Origin of the sequence: Streptosporangium sp. NBC_01755 (assembly GCF_035917995.1) — a bacterium.
Lineage (GTDB): Bacteria > Actinomycetota > Actinomycetes > Streptosporangiales > Streptosporangiaceae > Streptosporangium.
On record NZ_CP109131.1, the window covers coordinates 7769177 to 7787769 of the forward strand.

Below are 18593 nucleotides of genomic sequence, written 5' to 3' on the forward strand. Positions count from 1 at the left end.
GGTGAACGCTTTGTAGATCGCCGGCAGCCGGGCCGCGCGCTCCTACGGTCCCCGCCCGCGGGGGCCTCGATCGCGCGGCCCGGCGCCCAGCCGCCAGCAGCGCAGGGCCACCCAGCACCCGGACCCGACGCCGATCAGCGCGGCCAGGGCGTACACCACGCCGATGGTCGTATCAGAGGTGTAGCCGTTGCCGGCGACGAGGACGGCCATGAGCAGCGCGGCCAGCAGCCCCGCACCCGCGCCTCCCACGACGCCGAGCGCCCCCGCTCCCAGCGCGCGCGACAGCCGGCCCCTGCTGCGGGGCACCGGCACCATGACGGTCATGATCCGGCCAACGACGAGGGCGGGGTCGTCGTCGATCCCGCCGGCGGCGAGCTGGACGGTCACCCCGCCCCGCTCCGGCTCGCTCAGGCAGATCCACTGGCGCTCGTCAAGGAAGACGGTGGCCCCGCCCGCACCGGGAACGATCAGCCACAGAAACGGCGTGCCTTCGGGAAACGCCCTGACGCCGTGGCGTGCCGTCGGGGCGTGCAGGTCGAGCGCGGCGCCGAGGGCTCGCAGCGCCACCTCCTGGCCGGATTTACCCACGGCGGCCTCCCTCCCCCATCCCTTCGTAACGCAAGGCGCGGCGGTCGCCCCGCTGCCCGCCTGGCCCAGGGGCCCGGCGGACAGCGGTCAGGTGGGGCTCTCGCGGGGGGACCTGCCATGGGGGCGGACCCCAGCGGGGGAACCGTCCACGACGGAGATGCCGCCGATCCCGCTCCCGCCATGAACCTCGGCAGCGCGGCACCGGCGAACCTCACGCTCCATCACACTCGGGGGCCTGCCCTCAGGCAGGGGCGACGAACACGATGGGGCATGTCGTTCGCGAAAGAACGGGCTATTTCTCCGTAAAGGGCGGCGAGGACGCTGGGCGAGAGGCCCAGCCCCGCGCTAGGGGGCCTCCTGGAAGGTGCGGGGAGCCGCCCGATCCGTTACCCGCTTGAGCTCGAAGAACGCCTCCTCGGTGGCGAGCACCTTGAACGCGTCCCAGAGCCGCCCGGCCCGCTCACCGACCGGGATCTCGCTGATGACCGGGCCGAACTGCCCGGCGTGCCCGTTCACCGAGATGGTCGGGACGCCGATCAGCGACTGGTTCCGCTTCCCGGCCGGCACCAGGGCGTGCGAGGCATGGATCGCGTCGTCCCAGGTGGCGTCGGTCCTCGCGGCGAGAAGCCCGGCGGGCAACCCGGCGTCGGCCAGCGCGGCGGCGATCACCGATGCCAGGCCCTCCATCGCGGCCCGCCAGTCGGTGAGGCCGCCGTCGGCGGCGCGGGACCGCTGGAACAGGCCGTCCTCTCCGTGATAGCGGATGCCGAGCGCGGTGTAGAGGTCACCGACGGCGACGTTCCCCACCGTCTCGCGCGCCGCCGCGAACACCCGGATGGTGCCCCGGCCGAGTTCGACGATCTCGCGGTACTCCTCGGCCATCTCCTGTTTCTCGTTGAGCACCGCCAGGCTCATCTCCCGCCAATTGATCGTGATGGGACGTACCTTGCCCACCTCCACGATCCAGCGGGAGGTGATCCAGGCCCAGGGGCAGCCGGGATCGAACCAGAAGTCGACCAGATCCTCGCTCACGGCGATCCTCTTTCCTCGGAAGTCCTCATCCCAGGATGGGACCTCAACCACGATGAAGGTCAAGAGCGAACACCACTCGGCGGCCGCCGGCGCCGACAGCGTGGATCTCGATCGAGAGAGTGATAAAAAGCTACTTTCATAGCAGTCACTGTGAAGAAAAGTACCATCAATGGGTAACCTGCTCTGAGACGCCCTTCTCCACCGACCTGTCCGAAGACGCCTCCCTCGACCGAGAAGGTGACCGCATGCCCCACCGCAGCCCCGACCTGGCCCGGCTGGCCATGACCGTCCTCCAGCCGGGCTTCGACGGCACCGAGCCTCCCGGCTGGCTGCGCCGCGCGCTCGGCGAGGAGGGCCTCGGCGGGACCGTGCTGTTCGCCCGCAACCTCGCAGGCCCCGCCCATACGGCCGATCTCGTCGCCCGGTTACGCGCGGAGAACCCCGCCGTGGTGGTCGCGGTGGACGAGGAGGGCGGGTCCGTCACCCGGCTGCAGGCCACGACGGGCAGTTCATGGCCGGGCAACCGGGCGCTGGGCGTGGGTGACGACGTCGAGCAGACCCGGCTGGTCGCCCAGGAGATCGGCCGTCTCCTCGCCGCGGCCGACATCACCCTCGACTACGCCCCGGTGGCGGACGTCAACGCCAACCCCGCCAACCCGGTGATCGGCGTCCGCTCCTTCGGGCCGGACCCAGAGCTGGTCTCCAGGCACACCGCGGCCTGGATCCTTGGACTCCAGGGCGCCGGGGTCGCCGCCTGCGCCAAGCACTTCCCCGGTCACGGCGACACCCACACCGACTCCCACCGGGCCCTGCCGACCGTGCACGCCTCCGCAGAGCTCCTCGCCGAGCGTGATCTGCCACCCTTCCGCGCCGCGGTGGCAGCCGGAGTACGGGCCGTCATGTGCGGGCACCTGCTGGTCCCCGCCCTCGACCCGGACAACCCCGCGACGCTGAGCCGACGGATCATGACCGGGCTGCTCCGCGAGGAGATGGGATTCGACGGCATGATCGTCACCGACGCCATCGAGATGCGCGCCGTCGCCGCTCTGCACCCGCCGGGGGAGATCGCGGTCCGTGCCCTGGCGGCGGGGGCCGACGCGATCTGCGCGGGCATCTCCTCCCCCGGCGGCGAGAACGTCCACGAGCTGCGCGACGCCATCGTGGACGCCGTACGGGAGGGCAGGCTCACCGAGGAGCGGCTGGCCGAAGCGGCCTCGCGCGTGCTGGCCCTGTCCCGCTGGTACGCCGCGAGCGGCGCCGCGGAGGCCCGAACGGCCCGGAACACCGCGCGGGCGTGGGGCGGGCATGACCCGGGAGACGAGGACCTCGGCCTGCGGACCGCCCGCGCGGCCATGCGCGTGGTCGGCACCCCACCCGTGCTCTCCGGACCACCGCTGGTCGTCGACATCGCCCCTCGGCTGAGCCAGGCGGTCGAGCCGGGCACGCCCACCGGCCTCATCGGCGCCTTCACCGAGCTGATGCCGGGCACCACCGGGCACATCGTCACCGTGGAGACACCCGAACCGCCCGAGCTGTCCGGCCCCGGCGACGAGGGACGCCCGCTGGTCCTGGTGGTACACGACGCCTGGCGCCACCCCTGGGTCAGGGATCTGCTGGCGCGGGCCACCGTACTACGCCCCGACGCCGTCGTGGTCGAGACCGGAATGCCCGGCGAGCCCACCGGAGCCGTGTACGTGACCACCAACGGCATCTCCCGGGCCTCGGCCCGCGCCGTCGCCCACTGGCTGACCGGCGGCCGGCGGCCGACGGGCTGACTCCTGACCCGAAAGGCACTCGTTGACCTCCTCCCCACGGCTGAGGCCGAGGGATTCCCACCCTCACGGGCCGGGCCTCCCGCCTCACCGGCAACCGCCCGCCCAGCCTGAGCCGGTCAGGCCCCACGCCACCTCCACAGGCGTTTCGTCTCTCCGCCGGCCCGACGGCGAAAGCAGCACACGCCATGTTTCGGTAGCTTGGTTGTCGCCACTGCCGAAAACCCCACAAAACCATTCGGCACCGCGCCGCCTTTCCTCCCCAGAACCAGAGCTCGGGGTCTCCACGCTCAAGGAGATTTGATGAACGTCCTCGACGGCCCCACCCCCGTGAACCTGGTGGCCACAGTGAGAGCCGTCCTGCCCTCGCTCACCCCCGCGGCCCAGGCCATCGCCCGCCTCATACTCGACGACCCCGGCATGGTGGCCCGCAGCACCATCACCGAGTTCAGCGCGGTCTCCGGGACGAGCGAGGCCACGATCGTGCGTACCGCCAGGGCCCTGGGCTTCGCCGGATACTCCCAGCTGCGCTTCGCGCTGGCCGCCGCGGTGGCCAGGGACCAGCCCGAGCGGCTGGTCCCCGGTGACCTCGGCCCCGACGATCCACTGACCGACGTGATCGCGAAGGTGGCCAGGGCCGAGGCGGAGGCGCTGGCCGACACCGCGGCGCAGCTCAACCCCGACCGGCTGGGCGCGGTGGTGGAGGCACTGATCGCGGCGCGCAAAATCGACGTCTACGGAGTCGGTGCCTCCGGGCTGGTGGCGGCCGACATGGCGCAGAAACTGATGCGGATCGGCCTGCCCGCCCACGCCTTCACCGACGCGCACCTGGCACTGACCAGCGCGGCACTGGTACGGGCGGACGACGTCGCGGTGGTGGTGAGCTGCACCGGTGAGACCCCCGACGTGCTCGCGCCCCTGCGCGTCGCGCAGCGGGCGGGTGCGACCACGGTGGCCATCACCAACAACCCCCGCTCCTCCCTGGCCGAGCTCACCGACCACGTCCTGGTCTCGGCCGGCAGGGAGACGGTCTTCCGCCCGGGGGCGCTGGCCAGCCGGATCAGCCAGCTTCTGATCGTCGACTGCATCTTCGTCGGCATCGCGCAGCGCACCTTCGAGGCCTCGGACGCCGCGCTGCGGGCCACCAGGGACGCCATCGACGGCTTCAGAACCGACCACCGCCGCCGGGGCAGGTAGGGGCCGCCCCTCCGCGGCGAGGGCGGAACGATCGCACGATCGGGGTCCGGCGTCCACGCGGGCTCAGGACACGCGGGCTCAGGACACGCGGGCTCAGGACAGGCGCAGGGCCTCGATGGCGACGGCGTTGCGCAGGTCGCGAATGCCCGCGCGGCCGCGCAGCGGGTGAACGTTGTTGGTCAGCAGGACGACGGCGAGGGCACGTCCTGGGTCGACGACGAGCGAGGTGCCGGTGAAGCCGGAGTGGCCGTAGGCGTCGGCGAGCGGGCCGACGATCGCGGGGTCGCCGATGCGCACGCCCAGGCCATGCCGGAAGTCCGTGCCCTCGACGCCGTGGTCGCGGGTGATCTCGGCGACCGTGGCGGGGCGCAGCATCGGCGCGCCCCCGGTACGCAGCGTCTCGGCGAAACGCAGGAGGTCGTCGGCGGTGGAGAAGATCCCCGCGTGCCCGGCGACCCCGCCCAGGCCGTGCGCGGTCTCGTCGTGGACCTCGCCGCGCACGCATCCGGGCCCCGGGCGCTCGGGCTTGTGCTCGGTGGCGACGATCCGGGGCAGCAGGGACGCGGCCGGACGGTAGCCGGTGTCGGACAGGCCCAGCGGGCCGGTGATCCGAGCGCGGGCGAGCTCGTCCAGGGGCGCCCGCCCGGCGATCTCCGCCACCCGGCCGGCCGTGATCAGCCCGACGTCGGAGTAGAGGTAACGCCCGCCCGCGGGGCCGATCGGCGACGTCGAGAGAATCCGCGCCATCCGCCTGGCGTGGACCTTGGGGCCGCTACCGGGGATTTCCTCGTGGGCCCTGCGGCCCGGTGGCAGGCCCGCGGTGTGGGTGAGCAGGTGCCTCAAAGTGACCTCGGGGGCGCCGCCGTAGCAGGCGGGCAGCCAGGCGGCGACAGGCTCGTCCAGGCCGAGGCGGCCCTCCTCGACCAGTGACAGGATGACGGCGGTCGTGAAGAGCTTGGTGACCGAGGCGAGATCGAAGATCGAGTCGCGCCGGGCGGGCGGCCGGTCGGCGGCGAGCTGCTCCGAGGCCGACGAGTAGCGCACGTTCTCCCCCACCGCCGCGGCGGCCACCGTGACACCGCCGACGGCGATCGCGGCCACCGCCGCCGAACAGACGCGCGGCACCGCCGCCCCCAGAATCCCGGCGAGCCCGGCCCCCTCTCGGCGAACGGACACCGCCGCAGATTTCATCGCCGTTCCGGGAACCTCGGCGAGCCTGCCCTCCTCCCCGGAAACAGACACCGCCGCGGACTCCACCGCCGGAGGGCGGTCAGGAGGGTCCACCGGAGGTTCAGGCACCCCGGACCCCCTCCAGTGCCGCCTCCAGACGGTCGCCGTGCCGCTCCAGCAGGACCCGCGCGCCGTCGGCGTCGAGGCCGTGCTCGATCATCAGCACCGCGACCTTCACGTGCCACTCGGCCGCCTCCAGCGCGGAGCGGGAGGCCGGCAGGGCGGCCCCGGTGATGTCGCTGACCATCCGGGCCGCCCGGTCGGCCAGTTTGGAGTTCATCGCCGACACTTCGATCATGGTGTTGCCGTAGGTACGGCCCAGCCTGACCATCGCGATCGTGGAGATCATGTTGAGGACCAGCTTCTGCGCGGTCCCCGCCTTGAGCCTGGTGGAGCCGGTAACCACCTCCGGGCCGACGACCACCTCGATGGGGTGCAGCGCGGCCGCCGACAGCGGGGTCGCGGCGTTGCACGACAGTCCCACGGTCAGCGCGCCGCGGCGGCTCGCCTCGGCGAGGGCGCCGAGCACGAAGGGCGCACGGCCGCTGGCGGAGACGCCCACCACCGAGTCGAGCGCGCCCACCTCCCTCTCCCCGAGGGCGGTCGCTCCCTCCTGCCGGTCGTCCTCGGCACCCTCGACGGAACGGGTCAGCGCGGGAGGACCTCCCGCGATGACGCCCTGCACGAGTTCGGGATCGGTGCCGAAGGTCGGCGGGCACTCGGAGGCGTCCAGCACCGCCAGCCGGCCCGACGTCCCCGCGCCCACGTAGAACAGGCGGCCGCCCGCCTTCATCCGGGCGGCGATCGCGTCGATCGCGGCCGAGATCTCCGGGATCGACGCGGCCACCGCCGCGGGCACCGTGGCGTCCGCGGCGTTCATCAACCGGGCCACCTGCTCGGTTGGGAGCAGGTCGATCCGGTTGTAGCGAGGATCGCTCTGTTCGGTGGAAAGCGTGGGAAGCGAATCACTCATGGCGTCCAATGTCATTGGAGTTCCTGTCTCGCTATCGTCAAGTAGCTGATCTTTTGACAATGAGGGCGTTGTAGGCTTATGTCCGGCTTGAGCGAGACTCATCGGGCCGCACCAGCGGGCGGGGGCCGTCACCGCAGGTCACGGCGGTAGAGCCAGAAGACCCGCTCGGCGTGCGCACCGGCCGCCCGGGCGTAGAAGTGCAGCGGCCCCACCCAGCCGATCTGGGTGCTCGACATGCCCGCGGCCCGCTGCTCGGCGAGGCAGCGGCGCAGGAGCACGCGGCCGACGCCCAGGCCCCGCGCGGCCGGCGCGGTGCCCATCGGGCCGAACCAGGTGGGCCTGGCACCCCACGCCGCGAAGCCGAGGATCTCCCCTTCCCTGACGGCGTAGTGGCAGCCGACGGCCTGCTCCGCCTCCCACGCCCAGTTACCGTTCCACCGCTCCCCGACGAAGGCCGACAGTGCGGCACGGTCCCCGGGGGCGGCGGCGTGCACGGTGACCCCCAAGCCCGCCAGCCGCGCGATGTCGGCGTCGACGGACAGGTCGCCGGTGAGGTCGGCGGTCATGTTCCAGGCGACGTCGTAACGCTCGTAGCCGAGACTCTCCGCCAGGCAGGCCGCCTCGGTGTAGCGCACGTCGATGCCGGGCCAGGCGTAGGCGGGCGGGTTGCCCGCGAGGCGGACCTCCGTCGCCCCCTGGCCGCGCAGCCAGTCCTCGGCCGCGGCGAGCAGTGCCCGGCCGAGCCCCGCCCCCCGGGCCTCGGGACACACGGCGAACAGGTCGACGTGGCCCGCGTGCGGGTCGCGCGCCGACATGGAGGCGAACACCACACCGTCGAGGTCGCCTGTCACCAGCGCCGTCCAGCACCGGTACTCGGGCGGCGCGGCCAGCCTGGCCACCAGGCTCGCCGCCTCCCCGGTGTCCAGGGTGAGCGCGGCCCCGGCGATCCCGGCGAGCGCCGCCGCGTCGGCCGCGACGGCCTCGCGGATCCCGGACACCTCATGCGTCCCTGGCCCGTTCCCCAGCGGGTTCACGACCGGCCTACCGGCATGGCGACGACGTTGCGGGGGATGGGATGGAAGCAGGCATGCTCCTGGGGCGTGTCCCCGCCGTGACCGAGCACCGGATGCTCGGACTCGCAACGACCGGTGCGGAAGGGGCAGCGGCGGGCGAACAGGCAGCCCGCGTCGTGGCGGCTCTCGTCGAGCGCCGCTGCCGGCGTCACCGGCTGCTCGCCGGGCCGCTCCAAGCCGTGCAGCACCGGGATGGCCGACAGCAGCGACTGGGTGTACGGGTGCACGGGGCCGGAGATGATCGTCTCGACATGGCCGCGCTCGACGACCTGCCCCCGGTAGATGACGTACAGCTCACCGTCGTCGCCGATGTAGCGGGCGGTCGCCACGTCGTGGGTGATGAACAGCACGCTCACCCCGAGTCTCTCGCGCAGGTCCTTGAGCAGGGCCAGGATGCCGAGCCGCAGCGATACGTCGATCATGGAGACGGCCTCGTCCGCGACGAGCATCTCGGGATCGACGGTGAGGGCGCGGGCGATGACGAGCCGCTGGCGCATGCCGCCGGAGAGCTGGTGGGGGTAGCGGGGAAGCACGTAGTCGGGGTCGAGCCCGACCAGTTCCAGCAACTCCCTGGCGCGCCCGTCCGCCCATGACCGTGAACGGCCGGTCTGCCCTGCCCGCAGCGACAGCGGCGCGTCCAGCGTCTGGTGCACGGTGCGGGTCGGGTTGAGCGCCGAGTAGGGGTCCTGGTGGATGAGCTGGATGCGGCGGAAGTACGGCTCGCGCTGCCGCGGGCGCAGCGACGACATGGGCGTGCCGTCAATGGTGATCTCTCCGGAGTCGTGACTCTCCAGCCCGGCGATGATCCGTCCGAGCGTCGTCTTGCCGCAGCCGGACTCACCGATGAACGACGCCGCCCCGCCCTTCGGGATGGCGAAGTCGACGCCGCGCAGCGCCTTCACCTCCCGTCCGGCGAGCACACCGCCTCGCTGTTTGAAGGTCTTTGTGATTCTCTGCCCGGTGATCACGCCTTCTCCCCCCTCGTGCCCGCGTCGCCGGCGGCGACGGCGTGGCAGGCCACGATCCGCTCGCCGCGCGAGACGGCGGGCGGCTCCTCGGTCTCGCAGATGTCCATGCGCAGGTCGCAGCGCTCCCTGAAGACGCATCCCCTGGGGGGAACGGTCCCAAGCGTCGGCGGGCGGCCGGGCAGCGCCCTGGCCTCCCCGATGTCGCCGACCAGACGCGGGATGGCCCGGATCAGGCCCTGGGTGTAGGGGTGGCGGGGCGCGCCGAGCACCTCGATGGTCGGTCCCTGCTCCACCACCCGGCCGCCGTACACGACGACCAGCCGGTCCGCGACCTCGGCCGCCACGCCGAGGTCGTGGGTGATGATGAACGTGGTGAGCCCGCGCTCCTCGTGGACCTCCCGGATGATCCGCAGGATCGTGGCCTGGGTGATCATGTCGAGCGCGGTGGTGGGCTCGTCCAGCACGACGAGGTGGGCGTTGAGCACCAGCGCGAGCATGATGCCGACCCGCTGGCGCATCCCGCCCGACAGCTCGTGCTGGTGGGAGTCGAGCACTCGCGCGCCGTCCATGCCCATCCGGCCGAGCAGGTCCTTGGCATCCCTGACCAGCGCTCGCAGGTCCCGGATCTCATGTGAGCGTCCCAGGTCAAGCAGTTGCTTGCCGACGGTCTTGAGCGGGTTGAGGGAGTTCTGGGCGGCCTGGAAGACATATCCGATGTGCCGGCCCCTCGCCCTGCGCAGGTCGTCGCCCCGCAACCCGGTGACGTCGCCGAGGCCGTCTATCTCCACGCTGCCCGACCTGATCCTGCCGGGCGGCTGGACCGCGTTGAGCAGCGACAACGCCAGGGTGGACTTGCCGGACCCGGACTCGCCGACCACCCCGGTGATCGTCCCGGGCAGTAGCTCCAGGTCGATCCCGGACACGGCGGGCAGTTCCCCCGCCCCCGTCCGGTAGACGACGGACAGGTCCCTGATCCGCACTCCCGGCGGCCCGCTCGTCTCCACGTCACGGGTGCCCGCGGCTCCGCCGGTGTTCCGGGCGACCTCGACGCTCCGGTCGCTCCGGACGCCCACGGCGGCGGACAGCCGCTCGCCCGGTGTCATGGACACCTTCTCAGCAGGTACGAACATCGGTCACTCCTCCCGCAGCCGGGGGTTGAAGATCTCGTCCATGGCGTCGACGACGAGGACGATGCCCAGGGTGAGCAGCAGGATCGCCAGCAGTGGCGCCAGCATGTACGGCAGCGCGGTGGTCGTCGTCAGCGCGCCGCCGCCGAACACCGCGAGGTTGAGCATGACCCCCCAGTTGTTGGCGTCGAACGGCAGGACCCCCAGGAAGAACAGACCCACCTGCGCGTACACCGCGCCGGTCACCGCGATGAGCGTGTTCATCGCGATGAAGGGGGCCATGCTGGGCAGCAACTCCCTGCCGATGATGTGCCTGGTGGACAGGCCGAGCCCTCTGGCCGCCTCGACGAAGCCGCGCTCGCGCAGCGAGAGGGTCTGCGCCCGTACGGCGCGTGCCACCCCGCCCCAGCCGAGGAACCCGAGCACCAGCCCCATCTCGATCGCGCTGGTGAACTTCCAGATCGTCGACAGGACCAGCAGCAGCGGGAGTGCGGGGATGGTCAGCTTCATGTCGGTGATCCGCATGAGCACGGCGTCCCAGCGTCCGCGCCTGAACCCGGCGAACAGTCCGATGGCGGTGCCCAGGGCGACCGTGATGACCGCGGTGACCAGGGCGGTCAGCAGGACGTACCGTGCCCCGGTGATCACCAGGGCGAGCACGTCCGTGCCCTCGAAGTCGGTGCCGAAGGGGTGCGCCCAGCTGGGCGCGGCATAGAGCGCGTTGTCGTCGCGCGGCAGCCGCTCGGGGTAGAGCAGCGGCCCGAAGAGGCCCATGAACGTGAACACGCCCAGGATGACCACACCCATCATCCGGCTGGGCTTGCGCCGCAGTGCCCGCCAGACGCCGCGCCGGAAGTTACGTCGCAGCGTCGCGCGGGTGTTGCCCCCGGCGATGGTCGGGGCGGTCATGCGATCTCCCCCACCGGCCGCCCGCCCGGGAGGCGGTGCCTGTCGGCTGTCGTGATTCGCCCGTTCATGAAGCCTCCTGTCCGGAGCGGACCCGTGGGTCGATCGCGGTGTAGAGCATGTCGGCCACGATGTTGGCGATGACGATCGCCACTGTGATCAGCAGGAAGGCCCCGCCCATCAACGTGTAGTCGCGGTCGGTGATGCTGTTGAGCAGCAGCAGACCCAGCCCCGGGTAGGTGAAGATCCGCTCGATGAAGATCGCGCCGCCGAACAGCAGGCCCAGCGAGAGCGCCAGGATGGTGAAGAGCGGCAGGATCGCGTTGCGTGCCACGTAGCGGAAGATGAAGCCTCGCTTCAAACCACGCAGCTCGGCGGCGAGGATGAAGTCGTCGCCCAGCACGGTGACCACGCTCGACTTCATCGCCAGGATCCAGCCCCCGTAGCCGGCCAGCGCGTAGGTCAGCACCGGCATCGTGGCGTACTGGATCAGCGAGCCGACATAGGCGGCGTTGAGACCCGGCTCCAGCGTGACGTCGGCCGTGCCTCCGGTGGGGAAGATCGGCAGCAGGGTCGTGAAGACCGCGCTCAGCAGCAGCGCGAGGACGTACTGCGGCAGGCCGTGCAGGAGCGAGCCGGAGACGGCCAGGACGTCCCCCAGCTTGCTGGAGCGCTTGATCGCCGCGTATACGCCCATGATGATGCCGACCGCGAAGCTGAGCAGGGTGCCGACGAGGACCGGCAGGATCGTCCACGTGGCCGCCGAGGCAAGCAGTGTGGTGACCCCCGTGCCGGGGACGCTCAGCGACTGGCCGAGGTCGAGCCGGAGCAGTCCCTTCATGTAGTCGACGTACTGCTCCCACATCGTGCCCTTGGGCATGAAGCCGTACAGCACGGCGGTGGCGCGCTCGGCCTGGTCGGGCGACATGCCCTGCTCGACCAGCTTCTCGTAGCGGGCCCGCATGGGGTCGCCGGGAATGTTTCTGATGATCACGAAGCTGATCGTGGTGACCACCAGGATCATGACGAACCCTCGGGCGAGATGGCCCGCGAGGCGGCGTGCGATGACCGTCATATGTCGCTACTTCCTCTTGACCATGCCGAGTTGGAGCCAGACTCCCGCGGTGAGGCGCAGCGCTTCGCTGTCGTCACCGGGGAATCCACTGAAGCGCGTGGTGTTCACCACCTGCGTGTTGACGTAGTCCCACAGCTGGATCACCGGAAGGTCCTGGTTGGCGGCCCTGGCCAGGGTTGAGACGATCTTCCTCTGCTCCGCCTCCGGCGCGGAGTTCAGCTTGACCGTCAGCTCTCCGGGGTTGATCCTGCCCTCGCCCGCGAGGTCGACGGTCTCGGCACCACCCATCCAGTTGCCCTTGGTACCGGGGGCGACGTGCGTGAGTTTGCCGCCGAAGAGCTGCCAGCCGTTCTGGGCTCCGTACAGGCGCTGGTAGATGTTGTACGGGGCGGGCCCGAGCGCCACCAGCCAGAACCCGAGGTCGTACTTGCCCGCCGCCATCTCCTCCAGGTAGAGCGGGTAGTCGGCGGTGGTGACGACCTCGGCGTCGATGCCGGCGTCGTTGAGCTGGCTGGTGACGGCCTTCGCGCCGGCCAGCCAGTCGGAGAAGGACGCGGGCACGTTGATGGTCATCTTCCACGGGCTGCCGTCCGGCATCGTCCACCTGCCGTCCTTCTTCTTCATGCCCGCGGTCCGCAGCTCCCGCTCGGCCCTGGCGGGGTCGGTCCGGTACGGCTCCAGTGCGGCGAAGCCGTCACCCAGCCACGCCTTCGCGGCCTCCTGGTGCAGGCCCGAGGTGGTGACCGAGGCCGTGCCGCCCTCGGGGGAGGCGACCTTGGTGACCTGCTCGCGGTCGATCAGGTAGGCCAGCGCCCGGCGGACGTGCACGTTGTCGTATGGCTTCTTGGACTGGTTGAACGCCAGCGCCTCGCTGACCGGCGAGTAGCCCCTGACCACGGCGTTGCCCGGGGTCTGGATGATGCGCCTCATCACCCCGGCCGGGACCGCGGTGAACGGCGCGCTGTCCAGCCTGCCGGCTACCAGGTAGTTCCAGACCTGCTCGTTGCCCGTGTAGTTGAGGATGCGCACCTGGTCGGCGGCGACGTTGGCCGCGTTGTGGAAGTGCCTGTTCTTGACCAGCAACGCCTCGCCCGGGTTGACGCGCTTCAGGACGAACGGTCCTGCGGAGACGTCCTGGGCCGGAGCGAAGGAGATGACCTTCTCCGCGAGGCTGGTGATCCCGGCCCGTGCCGCCTCGGCCCCGGGGGCGTCGCTCTGCGCGACCTTCAGCCTCTCCCAGAAGTCGGCGGGCAGCACGCCGCCCCAGATGTGCTTGGGGACGATGACGGTCTCCATGACACCGCGGACGAAGGTGGAGCTCGGGTTCTCCGCCGTCTGGGTGATCTTGATCGTCCTGTCGTCCACGATCTTGATGTCGGAGGCCGCACCGGCCGCGGACGGGTCGAGGGCATAGGCGGTGCCGCCCTGGGTGTAGGCCAGGCCGATGGAGAACTTCACGTCCTCCGCGGTGATCGGCCTGCCGTCGGACCACTTCCCGTCCGGGTGGAGCCTGATGGTGATCGAGGACCGGTCCGGGGCGATCTGCCAGCTCTTCGCGACGCCCGGGTAGAACCGGTCCGGGTCCGTCAGGTGGTTCTTGGTCCACCCGAGCCACTCGGCGTTGTACCCGCGGAAGGCGTTGCCCTTGGGGTTGTACGGGTTGATCGGCGCGTTCGCGTCGATGCCCGGCTTGAGCGCGTCGATCGTGGTGAAGACGCCGCCCCCCACCGAGGCGGAGCTGTCGGCGCCGTTCGCGCCGCCGCAGGCCGCGGTGACGGCGGCGAGGCAGAGGGAGGCAGCTGCCGCTACTAGTCGCTTCATGAACGCTCCGTGGGGTGTTCTCCGAGGTCAGGGCATCTATGTGGGGGTATCCGGTGTTGTCCGGACCTTACGTTCACCTTGACGGTTGCGTCAATAAACTCCACTTCTATGGAACATTTTGTAGCTTTCCTTCATTCCCCGTTTACCCTTCGGGGCGCCGTCCCCGCGAGCCGGACGATCACTCCTTCGCCGGGGGACGCCTGCCCCGGCGAAGGAACGGGGGACGACGTAAGCCCGGAGGCGCCGAAGAACCGGACACCCGCGCCACCCGGGCAGGCGGCAGGCGGCAGGCGGCAGGCGGCAGGCGGCAGGCGGCAGGCGGCAGGCGGCAGGCGGCAGGCGGCAGGCGGCAGGCGGCAGGCGGCAGGATCATGGCACTCGTCCCACTCCGTAGGAACCTGAGGAGTGGGACGACTTCAGCGAGTCCGAGCTGAGCTACGGGTGGCTCGCCGGGGCGGCCTGGACATCTCCCGCGGCGAGGCTCCCGAGCCCCGCCGGGTCGAACTCTCCACCGACCTCGTCGTCCGCGAGAGCTCCGCTCCCCCGCCGAGTCTCACCGGCGGCCCGCTGTGGTCGCCTCCGGAGCACCCCCACGGGAGCCCCCTGACGTCACCTCTGCTTCACACCGATTACGACGCGCCCCTAACCCCTCCAACTCCTGCGGCGAATTACCGCGATATTTCATGCAATCTCGCGATGACGCTTTTCTACCATTACCTTTTCCCATATGGTGGCTCTGCCCCGGAAAGCCCCTGAAAAATAAACCCTTACATCCGGTATGTGGCCACCAGTGACAGGGGAGAAGCCATGGCCGCTTCACGATGGAGAATCACTCGCCTCACACTCGTCTCGCTGCTCATCGGCGTTCTGATCGCGGGCCTCACCGGGACCACGACCGCCGCGACGAGCGGGAACGCCCCAGTGAGCGCCTCCGCCGCGAGAAACCTCGACGACATCAACCAGGACATTCGCAGCGCCCAGTACGTCGTCAATCGTTTCTGGGCCACACACTGGTCCGACTTCTTCCCCGGCTGGTATTCACCCCCGCGTGTTCTCGGCGGGTACGACGGCGCGCGGAGCAGTGTGCCGAGATGCCAGGGGTCTCCCCTTCCCGATGACAACGCCCTGTACTGCTGGCCGCCCTACGACTTCATCGCGTGGGACGTCGACCTGATGCGAATGGGATATCGGCAGGGGGACGCCTGGGTCTATCTGATCATCGCGCACGAATGGGGCCACGCCGTCCAGGCCCGCATTCCACGGAGGCTGCTGTCACGGCAACTCGAACTCCAGGCCGACTGCCTCGCCGGGGCGACCCTTTTCGGAGCCGCCGAGGACGGCATCCTGTTCTTCGAGACCGGCGACACCCAGGAGATCGCGGCGGCGCTGCGGCAGCACGCCGACGACACCCCCTGGACCGACGTGAGCGACCACGGCAACGCCTCCCAGCGCCTGAGCGCCTTCAACCGGGGCGCGCGCCGGGGCGTGGGGGGATGCTTCACCTGACGGGAGGCTCTCCCGAGACCTCGGCCACCCTCGCGAATCCGCCCGTTCGCGTACACCCGTTCGTGTAGGCCCGTTCGTGTAGGCCCGGCCCGCGCGCAGAGCTCGGCGGTGATCGTGTCGGCGTCGCCGGGGTAGAACTGTTCGGTTGGGCCCCGGAGCAGGCCGAGTTCCTCAGCGATCGGCGAGTGGAGGCCGTGCACCTCGTGGGGGCCGGGGCCTCCGGTGAGACACTGTGCCGGCTCATCGCCGACTTCGCCGGACGGCCCGTGCCGGTCGGCCCCGTGGAGGCGACCGCCGTGGGAAACCTGCTCGTCCAGGCCACGGCCGACGGCCGCATCGGCTCCCTTTCGAGATCGGCATCCGCGGCGGGTGACCAGGCGCCCTGGCCGAGCAGGTGCCGGTACCGGTACCGGCGTTGCACGCGCTGCCGGACGCGGTCGACGCGGTGGCCGGAGCCATGGTCGAGCCCGGCGGCAAGGCGTTCCGTCAGTCCACCGCGAACCGGCCATCGCGAACAAAATATGATCTTTCCAGATCTGGACGTGTATCGTCATAATGTGTCGTTTTATGCCTGCTACAGCCCTCTTGTCCGGCCGGGAAACGGGGCAGCAGCCGATCCGGCGGCCGACTGGGCGCGCAGCGGCGTCGTCGCGCTGACCGGCCGCGAGAGCGGCCCCGTGCTGGTGCCGCCGGGCCGTGCCGCCACCGTGGCGCGGGAGCTGGCCGGCCGTTTCACCGAGTTCACCGGAGTGCGGCTGGACGGCGCCCGGTTGCTGTCGGAGCGCGCCGCCTTCACCGGCCACCGGCGAGGTGGAACCGTGTCGGCCGGAGGCGCGTGCCGGCTGCTGCGCACCGCCGACGGCTGGGCGGCGGTCTCCTGCGCCCGCCCCGATGACCCGGCGTTGCTGGGAGCGCTGGTCTGCGCGGAGGTGGGCGACGACCCGTGGCCGGCGGTCACCGGCTGGCTGCGTGAGCACACCGGTGCCGAGCTCGCCGAGCGGGCCGCGCTCCTCGGCGTCGCCGCCGGCCCGCTCCTGCATCGGGCCGTTCCCCCCATCCCGCTCACCCCGCCCGAACCGGCGGCGCCCCGGCAGCCGGACGGTCTGCTGGTCGTGGACTTCAGCGCGCTGTGGGCGGGTCCGCTCTGCGCCCACCTTCTCGGTCTGGCCGGCGCCCGGGTCGTCAAGGTGGAGACCCCGTGGCGCCCGGACGGTGCCCGAGGCGGGAACGGCGCGTTCTACCGGCTGCTGCACGCCGGACACCGCTCCGTCGTTCTCGATCCCCGCACCCCCGCCGGGCGGCATGCCATGGCCGCCCTGGTCGACGCCGCCGACATCGTCATCGAGGCGTCCCGGCCCCGCGCGCTGGCCGGTTTCGGGCTCGACGCCGAGGCCGCGATCGCCGCCGGTACCGTCTGGATCTCGATCACCGCATACGGGCGCGGAAGCGACCGGGTCGGATTCGGCGACGATGTCGCCGCGGCGAGCGGCCTGGTCGCCCGTGACGCCGACGGGATCCCGCTGTTCTGCGGCGACGCGATCGCCGACCCACTCACCGGCCTGACCGCCGCCGTCCTCGCCGCGACGGCGCCGCCGGACGGCACGGGCGCGCTGTGGGACGTCTCCATGTCCGACGTGGTCGCCGCCACGCTGGATCCCGCCGCAGAAACGCCACCGAGCTCGGTGGCCGCCCGGTCGCGGAACGGCGGGTGGGTCGTCGACGCCCGCTCCGGGCCGGTCGACGTCGCCGTCCCCCGGCGGCGGGCGGCGCCCGGGATCGCGCCCCGGAGCGGGGAGCACACCGCCGGGGTGCTGCGCGAGCTGGGCATCGTGTCCCCGTGACCGGCCTGCTGCTGCACGACGCCGAGCTCGGCGGGCGTACCGGGGTCGACGTCCGCGTCGAAGGCCGCCAGGTCGTCGAGGTGGGCACCGCCCTCGGCCGCCGGCCCAAAGAGGCCTGGTACGACTGCCGGGGCGGCGCGCTGCTGCCCGGGCTCTGCGACCACCACCTGCACCTGCACGCGCTCGCCGCCTGGAGCACCTCGGTGCGCTGCGGCCCTCCCGAGGTGACCGGTCCCGCCGCGCTGGCCGCCGCGCTGGCCGCCGCCGTCCCTGACGGGCACGGGTGGATCCGTGGCGTCGGGTACGCGGAGACGGTCGCCGGCGACCTGGACGCCACCGCGCTGGACCGCCTCCGTTCCGACCGCCCGGTCCGCGTCCAGCATCGCAGCGGCGCGCTGTGGACCCTCAACACCGCGGCCATCACCGCGACCGGCCTGGCCGGGGCCGATCACCCGGGTGTGGAGCGGGACGGCCGGGGCTCCCCCACCGGACGGCTCTGGCGCGCCGACGGCTGGCTGCGGTCCCGGCTGCCGCCCGCCGGTCCCCCCGACCTCGCCCCGATCGGCGCCGCCCTCACCCGCTTCGGCATCACCGCCGTCACCGACGCCACCCCCGATCTCGACGCCGGCGCCGTCACGGCGATCACCGAGGCCATGCGTGGCGGGGCGCTGCCCCAGCGCGTCCACCTGCTCGGTGCCCCGCTGGACACCCCGGCCGGGCGGGAGGGTGACCCCACGGGGCCACCGTGCCCGGCCGTCGGGCCGTACAAGATCGTGATCGCCGATTCCGGGCTGCCCGCACTCGACGAGCTCACCGGCCGAATCCGGGCCGCGCACGCCGCCGGGCGCCCGGTCGCCGTGCACTGCGTCACCCGCGAGGCGCTGGTCCTGCTACTGGTCGCGCTGGACGACGCCGGCCCCCTGCCCGGTGACCGGGTCGAGCACGCCGCGCTCGTACCGGCCGAACTCCTCCCGGAGATGGCGCGCCTCGGCCTGCGTGTCGTCACCCAGCCGGGCTTCCTCGCGCACCGGGGCGACGACTTCCTGCGGGATCTCCCCGAGCAGGACCACCACGACCTGTACCGTTGCGCCGCGTTCGTCCGGGCGGGCGTGCCCGTCGCGCTGTCCAGCGACGCCCCCTACGGCCCGCTCGACCCCTGGACCGTCATCGGCGCGGCGACCCGGCGGCACACCCCGTCCGGGCGGGTCGCCGGTCCGGGTGAGCGGCTCACCTTCTCCCAGGCCCTCGGCGCCTACCTCGCCCCGCCCGGCGAGCCGGGCGGGGCGGCCCGGCGGATCCGTCCCGGTACGCCGGCGGACCTCGTCGTCCTGCGTACTCGCCTCGCCGATGTGCCCGCCGACCCGGAGCCCGTCCTGGCGGTGCTGGTGGGAGGCCGCCTCATCTGGGACAGGCTCGGCGCGGGGGCCGCCGGGAAGTAGACGCCGTACGCCTCCGCCTGGCCTCCACGGACAGCCGACCCGCGT

The 18593-nt window shown here is 71.8% G+C and carries 15 protein-coding genes; 5 read left to right on the plus strand and 10 right to left on the minus strand.

Translation table 11 applies throughout. From position 1 onward, the window contains the following. Window positions 1-42: 42 nt before the first annotated feature. A complete protein-coding gene (locus OG884_RS35690) occupies window positions 43-588 on the minus strand; it encodes a hypothetical protein (protein WP_326640251.1) in 546 nt (181 codons plus the stop codon). Window positions 589-933: 345 nt separating this feature from the next. After that, complete coding sequence (locus tag OG884_RS35695) at window positions 934-1620, minus strand: DsbA family protein (RefSeq protein ID WP_326640253.1); 687 nt, start codon at window positions 1618-1620, stop codon at window positions 934-936. Window positions 1621-1865: 245 nt separating this feature from the next. Between OG884_RS35695 and OG884_RS35700 the strand changes: the two genes are divergently transcribed. Beyond that, window positions 1866-3395 carry a glycoside hydrolase family 3 protein gene (locus OG884_RS35700; protein ID WP_326640254.1) on the plus strand — a complete coding sequence of 510 codons (1530 nt, stop codon included), beginning with the start codon at window positions 1866-1868 and terminating at the stop codon, window positions 3393-3395. A gap of 300 nt (window positions 3396-3695) precedes the next feature. Then, the gene (locus tag OG884_RS35705) at window positions 3696-4589 is read left to right on the plus strand and encodes a MurR/RpiR family transcriptional regulator (RefSeq protein WP_326640256.1); all 894 of its coding nucleotides are present in this window, start codon (window positions 3696-3698) and stop codon (window positions 4587-4589) included. A gap of 93 nt (window positions 4590-4682) precedes the next feature. Here OG884_RS35705 and OG884_RS35710 read toward each other — a convergent pair whose 3' ends face one another. The 8 genes from OG884_RS35710 to OG884_RS35745 all read right to left on the minus strand — a co-directional run bounded on the left by OG884_RS35710 (window position 4683) and on the right by OG884_RS35745 (window position 13762). Then, a complete protein-coding gene (locus tag OG884_RS35710; RefSeq protein ID WP_326640258.1) occupies window positions 4683-5831 on the minus strand; it encodes a serine hydrolase domain-containing protein in 1149 nt (382 codons plus the stop codon). Between the two features lie 49 nt (window positions 5832-5880). Then, a complete protein-coding gene (murQ, locus tag OG884_RS35715; protein WP_326640260.1) occupies window positions 5881-6792 on the minus strand; it encodes an N-acetylmuramic acid 6-phosphate etherase in 912 nt (303 codons plus the stop codon). 128 nt (window positions 6793-6920) lie between these two features. Next, the gene (locus OG884_RS35720) at window positions 6921-7790 is read right to left on the minus strand and encodes a GNAT family N-acetyltransferase (protein ID WP_326640262.1); all 870 of its coding nucleotides are present in this window, start codon (window positions 7788-7790) and stop codon (window positions 6921-6923) included. Window positions 7791-7822: 32 nt separating this feature from the next. Next, a complete protein-coding gene (locus OG884_RS35725) occupies window positions 7823-8833 on the minus strand; it encodes an ABC transporter ATP-binding protein (RefSeq protein ID WP_326640263.1) in 1011 nt (336 codons plus the stop codon). Then, on the minus strand, window positions 8830-9963 hold the full coding sequence (locus OG884_RS35730; protein WP_326640265.1) for an ABC transporter ATP-binding protein: 1134 nt from the start codon (window positions 9961-9963) through the stop codon (window positions 8830-8832). Before OG884_RS35730 ends, OG884_RS35725 begins: the two co-directional genes overlap by 4 nt. A 3-nt stretch (window positions 9964-9966) precedes the next feature. Then, window positions 9967-10869, minus strand: a complete 903-nt coding sequence (locus OG884_RS35735) for an ABC transporter permease (RefSeq protein WP_326640267.1) — start codon at window positions 10867-10869, stop codon at window positions 9967-9969. 64 nt (window positions 10870-10933) lie between these two features. Then, entirely contained in the window at window positions 10934-11941 is a 1008-nt protein-coding gene (locus OG884_RS35740) for an ABC transporter permease (RefSeq protein ID WP_326640269.1), read from the minus strand. A gap of 6 nt (window positions 11942-11947) precedes the next feature. Continuing rightward, the gene (locus OG884_RS35745) at window positions 11948-13762 is read right to left on the minus strand and encodes an ABC transporter substrate-binding protein (RefSeq protein WP_326640271.1); all 1815 of its coding nucleotides are present in this window, start codon (window positions 13760-13762) and stop codon (window positions 11948-11950) included. A gap of 807 nt (window positions 13763-14569) precedes the next feature. Here OG884_RS35745 and OG884_RS35750 point away from each other — a divergent pair. The 3 genes from OG884_RS35750 (at window position 14570) to OG884_RS35760 (ending at window position 18548) form a co-directional block, all read left to right on the plus strand. Beyond that, window positions 14570-15268: a neutral zinc metallopeptidase gene (locus tag OG884_RS35750; protein WP_326640273.1), complete on the plus strand. Its 699-nt coding sequence runs from the start codon at window positions 14570-14572 to the stop codon at window positions 15266-15268. Window positions 15269-15825: 557 nt separating this feature from the next. Continuing rightward, on the plus strand, window positions 15826-17109 hold the full coding sequence (locus tag OG884_RS35755; protein WP_326640275.1) for a CoA transferase: 1284 nt from the start codon (window positions 15826-15828) through the stop codon (window positions 17107-17109). Continuing rightward, on the plus strand, window positions 17106-18548 hold the full coding sequence (locus OG884_RS35760) for an amidohydrolase family protein (protein WP_326640277.1): 1443 nt from the start codon (window positions 17106-17108) through the stop codon (window positions 18546-18548). The genes OG884_RS35755 and OG884_RS35760 overlap by 4 nt, the downstream gene beginning before the upstream one ends. Window positions 18549-18593: the final 45 nt, after the last annotated feature.